The sequence below is a fragment of the Pseudomonas sp. F9001 genome (assembly GCF_013385435.1).
Lineage (GTDB): Bacteria > Pseudomonadota > Gammaproteobacteria > Pseudomonadales > Pseudomonadaceae > Aquipseudomonas.
Genome location: NZ_JACAPX010000002.1, coordinates 1 through 14468, shown reverse-complemented (window position 1 = coordinate 14468; position 14468 = coordinate 1). Strand labels below are relative to the sequence as shown.

The 14468-nt window shown below is 61.3% G+C and carries 11 protein-coding genes; 4 read left to right on the top strand and 7 right to left on the bottom strand.

Going from position 1 to position 14468, the window contains the following annotated elements; translation table 11 throughout:
- Positions 1-13: 13 nt before the first annotated feature.
- Both kynA and kynB read right to left on the bottom strand, forming a co-directional pair.
- Complete coding sequence (kynA, locus tag HX818_RS01020; protein WP_008436669.1) at positions 14-871, bottom strand: tryptophan 2,3-dioxygenase; 858 nt, start codon at positions 869-871, stop codon at positions 14-16.
- The gene (kynB, locus tag HX818_RS01015) at positions 868-1518 is read right to left on the bottom strand and encodes an arylformamidase (RefSeq protein ID WP_008436659.1); all 651 of its coding nucleotides are present in this window, start codon (positions 1516-1518) and stop codon (positions 868-870) included. The genes kynA and kynB overlap by 4 nt, the downstream gene beginning before the upstream one ends.
- A gap of 389 nt (positions 1519-1907) precedes the next feature.
- On the opposite strand from kynB, the gene HX818_RS01010 reads away from it, so the two are divergent.
- From HX818_RS01010 to HX818_RS01000, 3 genes are all read left to right on the top strand, one after another.
- Entirely contained in the window at positions 1908-2252 is a 345-nt protein-coding gene (locus HX818_RS01010) for a cupin domain-containing protein (protein WP_003212331.1), read from the top strand.
- A gap of 557 nt (positions 2253-2809) precedes the next feature.
- Positions 2810-3010, top strand: coding sequence for a hypothetical protein (locus tag HX818_RS01005; protein WP_003212332.1), 201 nt, complete (start codon positions 2810-2812; stop codon positions 3008-3010).
- A 239-nt stretch (positions 3011-3249) separates the two neighbouring features.
- Positions 3250-6303, top strand: coding sequence for a UDP-N-acetylmuramoyl-tripeptide--D-alanyl-D-alanine ligase (locus HX818_RS01000; protein ID WP_177019311.1), 3054 nt, complete (start codon positions 3250-3252; stop codon positions 6301-6303).
- On the opposite strand, the gene HX818_RS00995 is transcribed toward HX818_RS01000, so the two are convergent.
- The 5 genes from HX818_RS00995 to HX818_RS00975 form a co-directional block, all read right to left on the bottom strand.
- Positions 6300-7163, bottom strand: coding sequence for a S9 family peptidase (locus HX818_RS00995; protein ID WP_134327627.1), 864 nt, complete (start codon positions 7161-7163; stop codon positions 6300-6302). The two genes, HX818_RS01000 and HX818_RS00995, sit on opposite strands and share 4 nt — an antisense overlap.
- A 35-nt stretch (positions 7164-7198) precedes the next feature.
- Positions 7199-8389 (bottom strand): HlyD family efflux transporter periplasmic adaptor subunit, encoded by a 1191-nt coding sequence (locus tag HX818_RS00990; protein ID WP_177019345.1) that lies wholly within the window; start codon positions 8387-8389, stop codon positions 7199-7201.
- 26 nt (positions 8390-8415) lie between these two features.
- A complete protein-coding gene (locus HX818_RS00985) occupies positions 8416-10599 on the bottom strand; it encodes a type I secretion system permease/ATPase (RefSeq protein ID WP_177019310.1) in 2184 nt (727 codons plus the stop codon).
- Positions 10596-11993 (bottom strand): TolC family outer membrane protein, encoded by a 1398-nt coding sequence (locus HX818_RS00980; protein ID WP_173406114.1) that lies wholly within the window; start codon positions 11991-11993, stop codon positions 10596-10598. The genes HX818_RS00985 and HX818_RS00980 overlap by 4 nt, the downstream gene beginning before the upstream one ends.
- 182 nt (positions 11994-12175) lie before the next feature.
- Positions 12176-14149, bottom strand: coding sequence for a BapA/Bap/LapF family large adhesin (locus HX818_RS00975; protein ID WP_238544250.1), 1974 nt, complete (start codon positions 14147-14149; stop codon positions 12176-12178).
- On the opposite strand from HX818_RS00975, the gene HX818_RS00970 reads away from it, so the two are divergent.
- A partial coding sequence (locus tag HX818_RS00970; protein WP_177019309.1) for a DUF2715 domain-containing protein occupies positions 14099-14468 on the top strand: 370 nt, incomplete at its 3' end. The genes HX818_RS00975 and HX818_RS00970 overlap by 51 nt on opposite strands.

Genomic DNA, 14468 nt, shown 5'->3' with positions numbered 1-14468 from the left:
TGTTGGGCCTTGATTACAGCGTGGAACGCACTCGCCACAGCTCGGGGAACAATACGGTGTCGAGCATCTTGCGCAGGTAACCCACGCCTTCGGTGCCGCCCGTACCAGGCTGGAAGCCAATGATCCGCTCCACCGTGGTGACATGGCGGAAGCGCCATTGGCGGAACGAATCCTCCAGGTCGATAAACTTTTCGGCCAATTGGTACAGGTCCCAATACCGGCTCGGATCGCGATAAACCTCGCGCCACGCCGCCTCCACGGAATCATCGTGAACCGTCGGCGCCGTCGGGTCGCGTTCGGCGCGCTTGGGGTCGATCGCCAGCCCGGCCTTGGTCATCAGGTTGATCGCCTCGTCATACAGCGACGGCGTGGCAATCGCCACCTGCAGCTCCTTCAACAACTCCGGCCGGTGGGCATGAGGCCGCAACAGCGCCGCGCTTTTGTTGCCGAGGATGAATTCGATTTCCCGGTACTGGAACGACTGGAAACCCGACGACTGCCCCAGGTACGGGCGGATCGACTTGTACTCCGACGGCGTCATGGTCGCCAGTACCGCCCAGGCGTGCACCAACTGGTCAAAGATCCGCGACACCCGCGCCAGCATCTTGAACGCCGGCGGCAGCTCACCCAGGCGCACGTGTTCGCGGGCGGCCTTGAGTTCGTGGAGCATCAACTTCATCCACAGCTCCGAGGTCTGGTGCTGGATGATGAACAGCATCTCGTTGTGGTCCGGCGACAGCGGGTGCTGGGCGCTGAGCACTTTGCCCAGGTCCAGGTAGTCGCCGTAGCTCATGGACTCGGAAAAATTCAGCTCGGCGTTATGCCATTCTTCCGGCGGCTGGTAGTCAGGGGAGAAAGGACACTGGCTCATCGCGTGGGCTCCTTGAGCGGGCGGAGAATGGCTCGTACCGGGCTGGCATCGAGGTTGGCAAAACGCAGCGGCAGCGCGATCAACTCGTAATCGCCCTCCGGCACGTCGTCGAGGACGATGCCTTCGAGAATCGCCATGCCATGCCGGGCGACGGCGTTGTGGGAGTCCATGGTCTTGGACTGCTGCGGGTCCAGGGACGGTGTGTCGATACCGATCAGGCGCACACCGAGGCTGAACAGCAACTCGACGGTTTGCGGGGCGACGGCGGTGAAATTCGAATCCCAGGTATCCAGCGGCGCCTGTTGATAAGTGCGCAACAGTACACGCTCCGGCAGGTTTTCCAGGCGGCCTTCCAACTGATGCGGCTGCACCAGCGCGCCGCTGCCCAGGCAATGCAGCACCCGGCACGGGCCCATGTACACATCCAGAGACACTTCGCCAATCGGCGCGCCGTCCGCGCTGTAGTGCAACGGCGCGTCCACATGGGCGCCGGTGTGGGGCGACAGGGTGATGCGCCCGACATTCACCGGGCACTCGGGGCCGAACTGCCAGACCCGCTCTTCCTGAAACGGCGTATCACCCGGCCAGGTCGGGGTCGCGGTGCTCAAGGGCGGGCTGATGTCCCACCACGTTTTTATTGGATTCATTTCAAGGCTCTCGGTCGTTACTGGGGTGAATGATACGAGGGCCGGCTGTAAATATTCTTGCGAATTCCAGCGCAAAGCGGGAAATCTTTCGCACTTACTGCGAGGAAATGGCTGATTGGCGCACAGATATTTCGTACTGACTCAATCCTTCAAACAACAAATATCCCCTGTGGGAGCCGGGCTTGCCCGCGATGAGGTCGGCACAGCGTGCCCTTCCATCGCCTGACACTCCGCCATCGCGGGCAAGCCCGGCTCCCACAGGGGTTGGCGGTGACTCACGGCTGTGCAAATGACTGCGCTTCTGGGCATCCCGATGTCGAGTCCAGACCACTGGCGGGCCGCCCAAGGCGATAGGGTTCGGACTTCCCTTCCACTGCCTCGGAATCATCATGTCCAAGCCAATCACCGTACTGCGCGACACCCATCCACTGCCGGTGCTGGACGCCTGCAAATGGGAAAAACTCGAAGGCGACCCGCACACCGTCAACCTCAACGCCTACACCAGCGAGGACGGCAGCAAGATCATGGGCACCTGGATCTGCACCCCCGGCAAATGGCGGGTGGAGTATGTGAAGTGGGAATACTGTCACTTCCAGGAAGGCTACTGCGTGATCACCCCGGACGGCCTGGAGCCGATCCATTTGCGGGCTGGGGATATCTTTGTGGTGGAGCCGGGGATGAAGGGGACGTGGGAAGTGGTCGAGACGGTGCGTAAGTATTTTGTGTTTGCCTGATCCCACCTCCTGGAAAGGGGTCGCCCTGGCCCCTTTTACCTCAACGACGACCGTCGCGCCCTTCTGATAAAAGCAGCACCTCCCTGCCCCTCTTCCAATAACAATCGCTGTTATTCGTGACAACAACCCTTGATATTCGAAAACAATCAATTAGTATTTTGTGACAGAATATTGTGAACACCAAGTTCTTGAAAAAATCTCATGACGTAATGCGCAAAATACATAATCAAACTCACCAAACAGTACAACCACTACTTTAGTTATAGATAAGATTGACTTTTGACACCCCCTACACTTTGAGATAGCTTTCTTGCAACCGGTCTATACTCGAATCTCATAGCATTATAACCCGATGATAATAAGAGGTACGGAGAAGGTGCAGAACTTCACATAATCGCAACCTTCACTGCACATTGATGGAAAACGCGCAGCGATTTGAATTAGACTCCAATGAATCAGTTGATTACCCCATTGGTTTGTTCTAAGGACTCCACACGTCTTCCAGCACTTACTGCACGCGGCAGTCGAGACCGCGCTTTTGTAAAAGGATCAAGAAAATGCCTGAAAAAACAACACGTCTGACCATTCTCATCGACTTCCCGACCAAGCAGCGTCTGGAGTCGCTGTCCGAGGAAGTTGACCTTACTATTTCTCAGGTTATTCGCAAGCTGATTCGTGACCATCTCCAGCAATACGAGAGCCAAGTCCCGCCCTCCGTGCTGGAGCCGGAGAAAGAGGATTCATCGCTCTGCTCTTGATATATAAGCCTGGGTAATTTGCCTTTATAAAACTGTGCGGCATAACTTTCTGCTTATTTATCAGCTGGCGCGCAGTTTAATCATGAACACTGCGCGCCACCCCTCTCCAAGTTAAAAACTGGTGATGAACTATGCCTGTGAAACAGCAATGGCTTGCTTGTTATGCTCATCTAAGCAAAGAAATGAATGGGCCTGCTGTATCATCAGACACCGCGCAGCCCTGTACCTTGTTTTTCTCCATGAGCGACGGCACCCAGCGCGCGCATGTTTTTCATATCACGGCAGATAACTTCGAAGCCGCCTGGCAAACCGGTGTGCAGCGCTTGCAGGGAGCCTACGAACGAGACCGTGCGCAGTCAGGCAACATCGTCGAACGTTCATGGATACGCGTCGAATGCGCGATCAACGTAACCGCCATCACCTGGGCCGAACTCAATGCGCGCTTCAAGCGCCACAAGCGTAATTACTTCCGGCGCGGCATCGCCTTCGATGCGGCGCTGCACATCGCGATCACCGAACAGGAACTGAACGCCAACGCGATCCTGTATGGCGGCAACGCTATCAATCACGCGAGCTTCAATGCCGGCAATTTTTCGGTGTACGCCAGGCGCCGTTTTACCGGGCTCAATACAGCCGACCTGATCGCCACACTTGAACCCGAGACCCCCGTGTTCCTGTTCGACACCAAGGGCGTTTTTTGTGCCGAAGACGGCGTGCCCCACCCGCTGAACCCTGGCCCGACAGAAACCGGCTGGCGCACCCTCGCAGCGCTGGAGCCCGGCATGGTAAAGGCGAGCATCATCAGCGCCGCAAGCTACCTGAGCACTCAGGTGCAGGGCGGCGGCCAGTTCGTCTACGGCTACTTCCCGTGCTTTGACCGGGCGATAAAAAACTACAACACCCTGCGCCACGCCAGTACCACCTATTCGATGATCGAGGCCTGGGCACTGACCGGCGACGAGGCGCTTAAATCCGCCATCGACCGCTCGCTGGCCTACCTTACCCAGGAACTGATCAAGTCCTACGCGCTGCCCGACGGCAGTGTGGCGGCGTATCTGCTGGACACCGGTGACGAGATCAAACTGGGCGGCAATGCCGTGTGTTTGTTGGCGCTGGTCAAATACAGCGAAATCACCGGCACCCGCCACTATCTACCCGTGCTGGAAGCCCTGGCCAATGGCATGGCCTGGATGCAGGACGCGACCACCGGCGCCTTCGTGCACGTCTTGCATGGCCGTGACCTTACCGTCAAAGAGGCGTTCCGGATCATCTACTACGACGGCGAGGCCGCGTTCGGGTTGATCCGCCTCTACGGCCTCACCGGCGATGAGCGCTGGTTAACCGTGGTGGAAAAAGCCTTCGACTACTTCATCGAAAAACAGCACTGGCGCGAGCACGATCACTGGCTCAGCTATTGCGTGAACGAACTGACCCGCTACCGACCTGACGAAAAGTATTTCCGCTTCGGCCTGAATAACGTCGCCGGTTATCTGGGGTTCGTGCAACAGCGCATCACCACCTTTCCGACGCTACTGGAATTGATGATGGCTGCGCAGCAGATGCTCGAACGCATCGCCCAGCAAGCGCAATTGCGCCACCTGCTCACCGAGATCGACCTGCACGCGTTTTACCGCGCCCTGCATCATCGTGCGCGCTATCTGTTCAACGGGTATTTCTGGCCGGAAACGGCGATGTATTTCGCCAATCCTGCGCGCATTGCCGGTTCGTTTTTTATCCGTCACCACGCGTTCAGGGTGCGCATCGACGACGTGGAGCATTACCTCTCGGGGCTGATTGCCTACCACCGCTACCTGCTCGACGGCGCGCCGCAAGTGAGCCTGGCCCAGGACGCAGCACCCCTCGGCTGGGTCTGGGACGCCAACACCCTGGCTCGGGTGACACACGGCACCTGGGCCAAACAGCCACCGCCCGGTTGGTACACGTCGGGTTTGACGCCGTCCATGCAGTTTTTCAAACCCCAGCGCATGCTCAATCGGCACCCCAGCAAGGTGGGACCGAACGAAGTGCAGTCAGCGCTGCGCTGGGCCCAGGCCAGTCCTGAGCGACGCCCCTCGGCGTTCTTGTGTGTAGACCCGACGCCCTACCTGGACAGCGGCCTGCCGGTGTTACAGGTCGCCGATACCAGCGAGGCCATGCTGCAAATGGGTCGATACGCCAGGCAGCAATTCACTGGCCAGGTGTTCGGCGTCACCGGCAGCTTCGGTAAAACCACCGTGGTCGCCATGCTCGGCCACGCCCTGAAACACTGGGGCGAAGTGGGCCACACCGAGGCCAACGCCAACCTGCCCCATGGGATCGCCTGGAACCTGGCGAGCATGCCCCGTCCGGCCAAATTCTGGGTACTGGAAATGGCCGTGGGCCGCATGCCGATTAACTCGGAGCTGGTGCGCCCACACATTGCTATCGTGACCGGGCTGGCTCCGGCGCACCTGGAATACCATGGCACCCTGGAAAACCTGGCGCGTAAAAAGAGCGCGATCTTCCGCTCGATGGCACCGGGTGGGCACGCGGTGCTGTGCCGCGATATGCCGCACTACGAGGTGTTCGCCCAGGCCGCCGAAGTCGCGCGCTTGCACGTGACCAGCTATGGCGAACACGCCGATGCCGATGTGCGCCTGCTCGACGTGTGCAGCGAGGCCGACCGGGTCTACGTCACCGCGCAACGTGACACGCAACGGCTGGATTTCAGCCTGAGTGCTCGCGGCCGACACATGGTGCTCAACGCGCTGGGGGTGCTGGCGTCGCTGTTCGCCGCGGGGCTTGACGCCGACCAGGCACTGGAAGTGCTGACCGGCTTCCAACCGGTGGAAGGTCGCGGCAATATCCGCTCGATCAAATGCACCGACGGGCATTTCCAGCTGATCAACGATGCGTACAACGCCAACCCCGGCTCGATGGCTGCGGCCTTGCGCTCGATGGCCGACCTGCCCGTGGCCTCGCGGCACCGGGTAGTAGTGTTGGGCGACATGCTGGAGCTGGGCCCCGACGCCCAGCGCTACCACCTGGAACTGGCTGACTCGCTGCGCGCGGCGGCGCCCCGGCATTTGGTGCTGTGCGGGCCGCTGATGCGTGAGGTGTACCGGGTGCTGCGCAGTGAGCTGTCAGTGCAGTGGTTCGAGGATGCCACGGCATTAGGCCAGGCGTTGGCGCGCCACCCCGGCCAGTGGTTCCAGGCGGGGGATTGGGTACTGGTGAAAAGCTCCGGTGGTACCGGGTTGTCGCAGATCTGTGATTGGCTGAACACGACCGAACAGGCGGTGCCGGCGGGTTAGCCCGCGCAGCCTGCTGCTGTCTTCAGGCCAATGTCATTGCGCAGTTGGTGAAACATCGCAGGCACACCCTGCGCCTTGACCAACTGCGCCTGATGCCCGGCGCGAATCAACGCCCGGTAAAAACGCTCCTGCAACACAAATGGGGTTACCTGGTCATCCACGCTGCCAATCACGAACAACTGCCGCGCAGGCGCAACGGCAATGCCGGCCAGGTGCTCCAGGGGATCGTAGGGGTGCAATAAACCATTGGTGTCGCGCCCCGGACGCGAAGGCAGGCCTTTGCTTTGACGCAACATCTGCGCGCGCTGCACCAGGGCAAACGCGCCGGAAGTCATCACTGCACACTTCACATCGGTACGCCCCAAGGTCAACAACGCCGCGGCCACCGTGGCGCCGCCGCTGTGCCCCAGCAACACAAACTGCCCGATGCCGTAACGCTTGCGCAGCTCGTTGAGCGCAGCGTCCAGCACAATGAATTCCCGCGCCTGGCGCCGCTGCCCATGGTTGCCGCTGGAACCGTAGGTGCCAGGTCGCGCCACAATCACCACCGGTACGCCCGCACGCCGGCTCAGGGCCTTGGCCTGCCTGGCCTTGGCGGCCAGGGTATTGCCACGGATCGACTCGGGCGAGCGGTGCATTTCCACGTTGCGGTCGCCATGAAACATCACGATCACCACGGGCGCACGGCTCAGCACCGCCCCGGAAAAATAGCGAATGCACTCATCGCCCCCGGCCAACTCGACCCAGAGTGCAGAGTCGACCTGGTTGCAGGTCGACTGGTCGGCCGGGGTGTTCCAAAGCAACGGTGTCGACCCCTCACTCAGGGCCCACGCGCCCGGCACGCCGGCCCACAACAGCATCCACCACAACGCAAACCTGGCCACAGCCACCTCGCCTAACGCTCGCGCAAGGCCTCCCGCGCACGGTTCATGGGCTTGATCAAATAGTCGAGCACGGTTTTCTGGCCGGTCTTGATATCCACCGAGGCAATCATCCCAGGCACAATCGAAAACGACTTGCCGGCCTTGTTTTTCAAGGTGTCAGCGTCGGTGCGGATGAACACTCGGTAGTAAAAGACTTCTGGCTTGACCTCGTCCTGGATAGTGTCCGGAGAAATGGTCACGACCTTGCCGTCCATGCCGCCATAAATGGCGTAGTCGTAGGCGGTGATCTTGACCTTGGCCACCTGGTCGGGATGGATAAAGGCGATATCTCGCGGGGAGATACGCGCCTCGATCAACAACTGCTCATCCAGGGGCACAATCTGCATCAGGCGCCCGTTGGGCGGGATAACCCCGCCGATGGTGGTGACCTCTATCCCCTTGACGATACCGCGCACCGGCGAGCGCAGGGTCAGGCGGGTCACCGAGTCGGAGCGCCCGCGCATGACTGACGACAGCGTCTCGACGTCGGCATTGACCTTCGCCAGGTCCTCACCGGCCCGCACCATATACTCGGAGCGGGCCTGGGTCAGTTTCAACTCCAGCTCGGCCTTTTGGCGCTTGAGGCGCAACACCTCAACGTTGCTGGCGGCGCCGACCTTGGCCAGGTTTTCGGTGATTTCCAGCTCGCTACGCACCAGCCCGAGCGACGATCGCACGCCGGCCAACGATTCTTCGAGGCCCTTGCGCCGAGTGTTGAACAGGTCGGTTTCGGCGCGCACCAGTGCGGGGTAACGCTCAAGCTCCGGGGGGAACAGTAACGGTTTGCCGTCTACCTCGGCCTGCAAACGCGCGACGCTGGCCAGCGCCGCCCGGTACTTGGCGGCACTTTCATCAAAGTTGGATTCGGTCTTGGTCGGGTCAAGCCTGGCCAACGTCTGGCCATTTTTGACGATATCGCCCTCCCCCACATTCAACTCCGTGACGATGCCGCCTTCCAGCGACTGGATGATTTGCTCACGCGAGGTCGGGATGACTTTGCCGCTGCCCGTCGAGACTTCGTCCACTTCAAAAAAGTAGGCCCAGGCACCAAACGCAATCAGCATGACAAACACCCAGCCCACCACGCGCGTGGCGCGCACCACGGTGCGTTCATCCACGCCGTCGTGGGTATGCCGGGCGCCTTCGTCTTCGGTGGCGAGCAGGGGTATGGTTTTCGGCGCAGGGCTTTTCACTGGGTTTTCCCCTTCGGTTTGGACAGGCGCGCAATCGCGTTGGCTTTGCTGTCATCGACGATGATCTGGCCGTTGTCGACCACGATCACCCGATTCACCAGGCTCAATACACTCATGCGGTGCGTGGCGATAATCAGCGTGCGGTGGGCTGCCCAGCGGTCGAGGTTGTGGATCAACTGGCGCTCGGTCGCTTCATCCAGGGACGCGGTGGGCTCGTCGAGCAACACGATATGCGGCTGGCGAATCATCAGCCGCGACAGCAGCAGCGACTGACGCTGCCCGCCCGACAGGCCCAGGCCACCTTCCAGGATCATGTGGTCCAGGCCGTCGGCGAACTTGCCGATGAAGTCGCCCGCACCGGTCAGCGCCAGGGCCTGGAGGATTTCCTGATCGCTGGCATGCGGCGCCCCCATGATCAGGTTGTCGCGCAGCGTGCCGTGGAACAGCCGCGAGTTTTGTGTCATCAGCCCCACGTCGCGGCGCACGTCGGCGGGGTCGATGTGGCTGAGGGCAACGCTATCCAGGCTGATGGTGCCGGCCTTGAGGTCGAGCATCCCGGCCAATGCCTGCAACAGCGTGGATTTACCCGCGCCGTTACGCCCCAGAATCGCGATGCGCTCGCCCGGCTGGATCTTCAGGTCGGCCACACGCAGCGCCGGCACGGGGGCATCGTCGGAATACTGGAATGTGGCCTGGCTCAGCGCGTATTGGCCTTTGATCACCGGCAGGTGCACGCGCTTGCTGCCCTCGGGATGGTCCACCGGCAATTCCATGATCCGGTTCAGGCCTTGCAGCGCAACCTTGGCCTGCTGCCAGCGCGTCAGCACCTGGGTGATCTGGGACATCGGCGCCATCATCCGCGACGCCAGGATCGACGCCGCGACAAGGCTACCGGTGGTCATGTCGCTGGCCATGACCATGGGCGCACCGAACACCACCACCACGGCAAACACCGAGCCCTGCACATTGTTGCTCCAGGCCACCAGTTTGTTGGTGAGCAGGCGCAGGCGCAGGCTGGCGTCGCCGCAGGTGGCGTTGTAGTGATTCCATTGTTGCTGGAAGCGCTGTTCGGCCTGCAACGCCTTGATGTCGTCCAGGCCTTGTATGGTCTCCACCAGCATTGCGCTGCGCAACGAGCTTTCACGCATCGACTCATTCGCCAGTGCCGCGAGTTTTTTCTGCGCCAACAGCCCGGGCACTATCAGGAACAGCACAGCCACCATTGGCACCGCCACCAGCGGGCCGGCGATCAACCAGTAGATCACCAGAAACAGCAGGAAGAACGGCAGATCGGCCAGCGCCGTGGCGGTGCTGGAGGTGATCAGCTCACGCAGTTGCTCCAGCTCCTTGAGCTGCGAAATGAACGAGCCGGTGGACTTCGGCCGGGCGCTGTTACGCAAGCGAATGGCATGCCCGAACACCAGGTCGGAAACGCGCAGATCCGCGCGTTTGCCGAGCATGTCGGTGATGCGCACACGGGTGATGCGCATGATGAAATCAAACACCAGCGCCAGCATCACCCCGCCAAACAGCACATACAGGGTGGGCATGGATTCGGCCGGGATCACCCGGTCGTACACCTGCATCGAAAACAGTACCCCGGCCAACCCCAGCACGCTGGTGACCAGCGACGCGAGCATCACATAGCCATAGGGCCGCAGGTCGCGCAGCACGATGTTTTTGAACCACGCCTTCTCGTAAGGCTTGATGTAGTCGTCGACACGCCGGTCACGCACTGCCGCCATGGGTCGCAGAATCACGCTCTTGCGCGCTTGCTCCAACAGGTCCTGGCGGGTGAGCCGGCTTTGCAGGCCGCCGTCGCCGCTGTAGGCGATGCCCAGGTTGTCGCCGTCGCCGAGGGTTTCGAGCACACCCACCTGGCCGTCGGCAAATTGCAGCACCACCGGTAATTGGCGCTGCATCAGCGTGGTTTCGCTGAAGTCGGCAATCACGCAGTTCAACCCCGCCTGGCGGGCCATCTGCCGTACCACTTCTTCCACCGAAGCGCCTTCGGTCCATTGTGCGGCGATGCGCACGCTTTGGGCCGAGCATTCCAGGCGGTAATGCCGGGCCACGCTCAGGACGGCCTCCAGCCACACGTCATAATCCACTGCGGGCGCCGGGTTCAGCGGTGTTTGTACTGCGTTGGTTTCGTCCGCAAGCATCACAGCATCATTCATGGCCGAATCTCCACACCTTGCAGGGTGCTGTTGTCCAGGTGGAACGCCGTGCGCAGTGCGCCCGTGTTGTAGAGGCAATCGATTTTCAGGCGGCGCAGGTCAGCGGCGGTGTTTTCCCGGTCCATGCGTGCCTGGTGAATTTCCTGCTCGGCATTCAGCAGGTCGAGCAACGGCCGTGTGCCCAGTTCGAGGTACTGCTGGCGATATAGGTCGCGGGTTTCGGAGATGCTGCGCTCACGAAAATCCAGGGTGGATAACCGCTGGCTGAGGCTTGAGATTTGATCCCGCGCCTCCAGCAACCCCTGGCGAACCGCAAGGCGCGCGGCGTCGTTGGCGGCATCGGCGGAACGCAGGGCCTGTTGCGCGGCGGATTTGCGGGCGGTGATTGCGCCGCCCTGATACAGCGGCATTTTCACGTTGAGAAATACGCCATAACGGGTACGGTCGCGGCCGCCGGGGACGTTGCTGTCGTCGTTGTTGTCCAGGTAGTGCGTGATGGACGGGTCCAGCGACACGGTCGGCAACGCCTCGGCACGGGCTTGTGCAATCAGCGCCAGCGCATCGACACGCTGCGCCTGGGCGATCAGCAGGGTCGGCGTGACTGCCGTATCGGGTACCACGCCCACGCAGGATTGCTCCAGGCTTGCCGGAAAACCATTCGCCACGCTCACTGGCGCCTGCGACCCAAGCAGGCTGCTCAACGTGCTGCGCCAGCGATTGAATTGCGCGGTGAATTGCAATTGCGTCGCCACCGAGGCCTCGACCCGCGAGCGGGCCTGGATTAGGTCCGAACGGGTGCTGGCGCCCATGTCGCTGCGCTTTTTGGCCAGCTCTGCAATCGCCGAAATGCCGTCGATTTGCTCGCGAGCCAGTTGCACCAGCAACTGCGAGCGCTGCAGTTCGATCACGGCGAACGAGGTATCGCGCGCCACCTGATCGATCGACAGCAACACCGACGCCTGGCTGGCACTGACCCGTGCCAGCGCACTGTCGACAGAACTTGAGACCTTGCCGAAGTCATAGAGCATCTGCGACGCCGACAACGAAAACGCACGGCTCTGGCCGTTGCCCCTGAGGCCGCTGTCGTAGCCGGAGTTGAAGCCGCCGCTGACTTGCGGGTAATAACCGGAACGGGCGATGTTCACGTTCTCGTTTTGTTGGTACAGCTGGCCGATCGCCTCGGAAATTGCCGGGTGCCATTCCACCGCCAGTTGAATGGCGCGTGTCAGGTCAAGGTTGCTCGGTATGACGTGCTCGGGTGCCACCGGTGCGCTGACGCCCGTTGGCCCGCCGGGTAAATGTGTGCCCAGGTTGCTCGGGCTGATGATGTTGACGCGTTCTTCATCGTCGATATACGACGCTGCCATGACCGGCGCACGCTCGGGCGCGATCATTGCGACTGCCAGAATTACGGCAGACAGCTGCTTGGCCAAACTCTTTTGCCTCACTGCTAGTCACCTGACTGTTGTCAAACCTGATGAGTACAACAACGGACCGTGACTGACGTCACGGCCCATCGCTGCATTACCGTTGGTAGGGAAAACCGGGCCTCGCGGCCCGGCCGGCAGGGGTGGCGTTACACCACGCTGATGCCGCTCTGTACCCAGAGCTGATGGGTTTCATCTTCCGGACTTGTGTAGATCACGTACTCAAGACCGTTCTCTACCTGGGTCGCACCGGCGCTCCAGTCACCTGTCAGGTGCACGCTGTCCTGATCGTCGCCCTGGATCATCAAGCGATCCGACTCAGGCCCGGTGATGGACACCAGGTCTTCGAGGCTCAGGGTCAGGTCGACGGCGCTGACATCGTTCAGGTCGATGCTGTGCACCCCGCTGACTGTGCCAATCAGGTCGGTGAGGTTGATGGCTGCATCGCCGCCTTCCCACAACAACCCGTCTGCACCCGCGCCAGCGTCGACATGGGTGAAGTCGGTGTCGTCGGCCACCACGGCATCGTGGTGATCGCCGTCAACGTTGGCGCCGTCATCCGCCGCCTGGTCCACCGCACTGTGGGCAGCGGCAATGCCGGCACCTTCAGTGGCTGGCGCACCCGGGTTGGCGTCGTCCCAGACCAGGTCGCGATCCGGCGAGTCGATGCGCACGTAGAGGTCGGCGGTGTCTTCCTGGCCGGTTGGCGTGGTGAGCTTGTAGGTGAATTTATCCACCTGGCCAATCTCGTCCAGCGTCAGCCCGGCATGCGGGGTGTAGACGTACTTACCATCGGCAAACACGGTCAATGTGCCGTGGTCACCGTTGATTTTCGTCCCCGTTTGCCCAGGAATCACATAGACCCCGTTGACCAGCACACTGAGTACCGTCAGCGGCGAACCGAGGACATCCGGCCCGGACAAGCTGTCGGACAGCAGGTTGCCAGTCGCATTGCTCATTGCACCGGTCACGAACTCCGTGAGGGAGGTGGTAGTGAGCTTCTGCGCAATGTGCAGCGCACTCAGCGACAGCACGGCACCGGTCGTCCCGGTCACGCGATAGGTCCCGGCATCCAACCCTTGGAACGTGTGGTTCGCCTGGGTAGTGGTCTGCTGCGTGACCCATTCGTTACCGATGAACTTCTGCAGATTGACGGTCGTGCCTGGCAACAACGCAATGCCGGTGACGGTGACGTTGATCGCAAGCTCTGCGGTCGTGCCCGTGGCAACGTTGATCTCGGCACCCGTACCCGTACTGCTGCCGAGCAGTGCCAGGTTGTAGCTCAGGGTCGCCAGGTCGGCCTGGGTGACCAGGTTGACGATGTCGATCTGTGCCGAACCCAGGTCATCATTGGCAACCGTGTTGATCACGCCGGGCGCAGATGGATCGGTAGCGCTCCAGTCCACGTTGACACTCGGGCTGTCGATACGCACATACAAGGTTGCCGAGGCCGAAGCACCGGCACCATTGACCAGGTGATACTCGAAGGCATCCACCTTGCCGATGCTGGCGACATCGCCGTTCGGGGTGTACTTGTACTCGCCGTTGGCGAAGATGGTCAGCTGACCATATTGACCCTGCAGCACCGTGCCGGTGGTGGCGTCGGCATCGACGAATTCGCCGTTGACCTCGACCTGCACCTTCACTGGCCCGCCGGTTCCCGGTTCATCCGGTTTACCGCCAATGCCCGGGTCGGTGATGACGTTGCCGGTGACATCCGGCCCTGCTTCCCCGGTGAAGTCGGTGAGGCTGTCATTGGTGACGCTCAACTTGGCCGTGGCCCCTGCACCAACGCTGACCAGGTTGGGGTCGAGCTTGAGGGTAAAGCGATACTGCCCGGCTTCCAGGCCTTCGATTTTGGCGCTGGAGCTTTGTCCGAACAGCCCCAACAGGTCGAGCAAGCCCGAACCGTTGCTGCCTTGCTGCACCGGCAACCATCCACCGGCACCGTCGCTCACTTCCAGCGTGGCAGTGAAGCCACCGCCCAACAGCGAGACCAGGTCGGCCTGGGCAAACTGCAGGTTCAGCGTTCCGCTGGAACCCTCGGCAACCGAGAACTCCTGCTGCTTGGTGTGATCGCCCAGAATGATGCCGCCGACACCCAACAGGGTGAACACGCGCATATCGGCCAGGCCGGTGTTGGATGTTACGGGTTTGATGGTTACTTCGCCGGTGGCGAGGTCGTCGAAGGCTTCGAGGTCGGCGTCGGCGTCGGCATCAGCATCGGCATCGGCATCGGCGTCAGCGTCCGCATCAGCGTCAGCGTCAGCATCGGCATCCGCGTCGGCGTCGGCGTCGGCGTCGGCATCAGCATCCGCATCAGCATCGGCATCGGCATCCGCGTCAGCGTCAGCGTCAGCATCAGCATCAGCATCAGCATCAGCATCGGCATCGGCATCGGCATCCGCATCCGCATCAGCGTCCGCATCAGCATCGGCATCG

Bases quoted from the DNA above. Each gene is read 5' to 3' on its own strand.
- kynA (WP_008436669.1), bottom strand. From the start codon at position 871: ATGAGCCAGTGTCCTTTCTCCCCTGACTACCAGCCGCCGGAAGAATGG.
- HX818_RS01010 (WP_003212331.1), top strand. From the start codon at position 1,908: ATGTCCAAGCCAATCACCGTACTGCGCGACACCCATCCACTGCCGGTG.
- HX818_RS00980 (WP_173406114.1), bottom strand. From the start codon at position 11,993: ATGATCGCGCCCGAGCGTGCGCCGGTCATGGCAGCGTCGTATATCGAC.
- kynB (WP_008436659.1), bottom strand. From the start codon at position 1,518: ATGAATCCAATAAAAACGTGGTGGGACATCAGCCCGCCCTTGAGCACC.
- HX818_RS00975 (WP_238544250.1), bottom strand. From the start codon at position 14,149: ATGCGCGTGTTCACCCTGTTGGGTGTCGGCGGCATCATTCTGGGCGAT.
- HX818_RS00985 (WP_177019310.1), bottom strand. From the start codon at position 10,599: ATGAATGATGCTGTGATGCTTGCGGACGAAACCAACGCAGTACAAACA.
- HX818_RS01000 (WP_177019311.1), top strand. From the start codon at position 3,250: ATGAGCGACGGCACCCAGCGCGCGCATGTTTTTCATATCACGGCAGAT.
- HX818_RS01005 (WP_003212332.1), top strand. From the start codon at position 2,810: ATGCCTGAAAAAACAACACGTCTGACCATTCTCATCGACTTCCCGACC.
- HX818_RS00995 (WP_134327627.1), bottom strand. From the start codon at position 7,163: ATGCTGTTGTGGGCCGGCGTGCCGGGCGCGTGGGCCCTGAGTGAGGGG.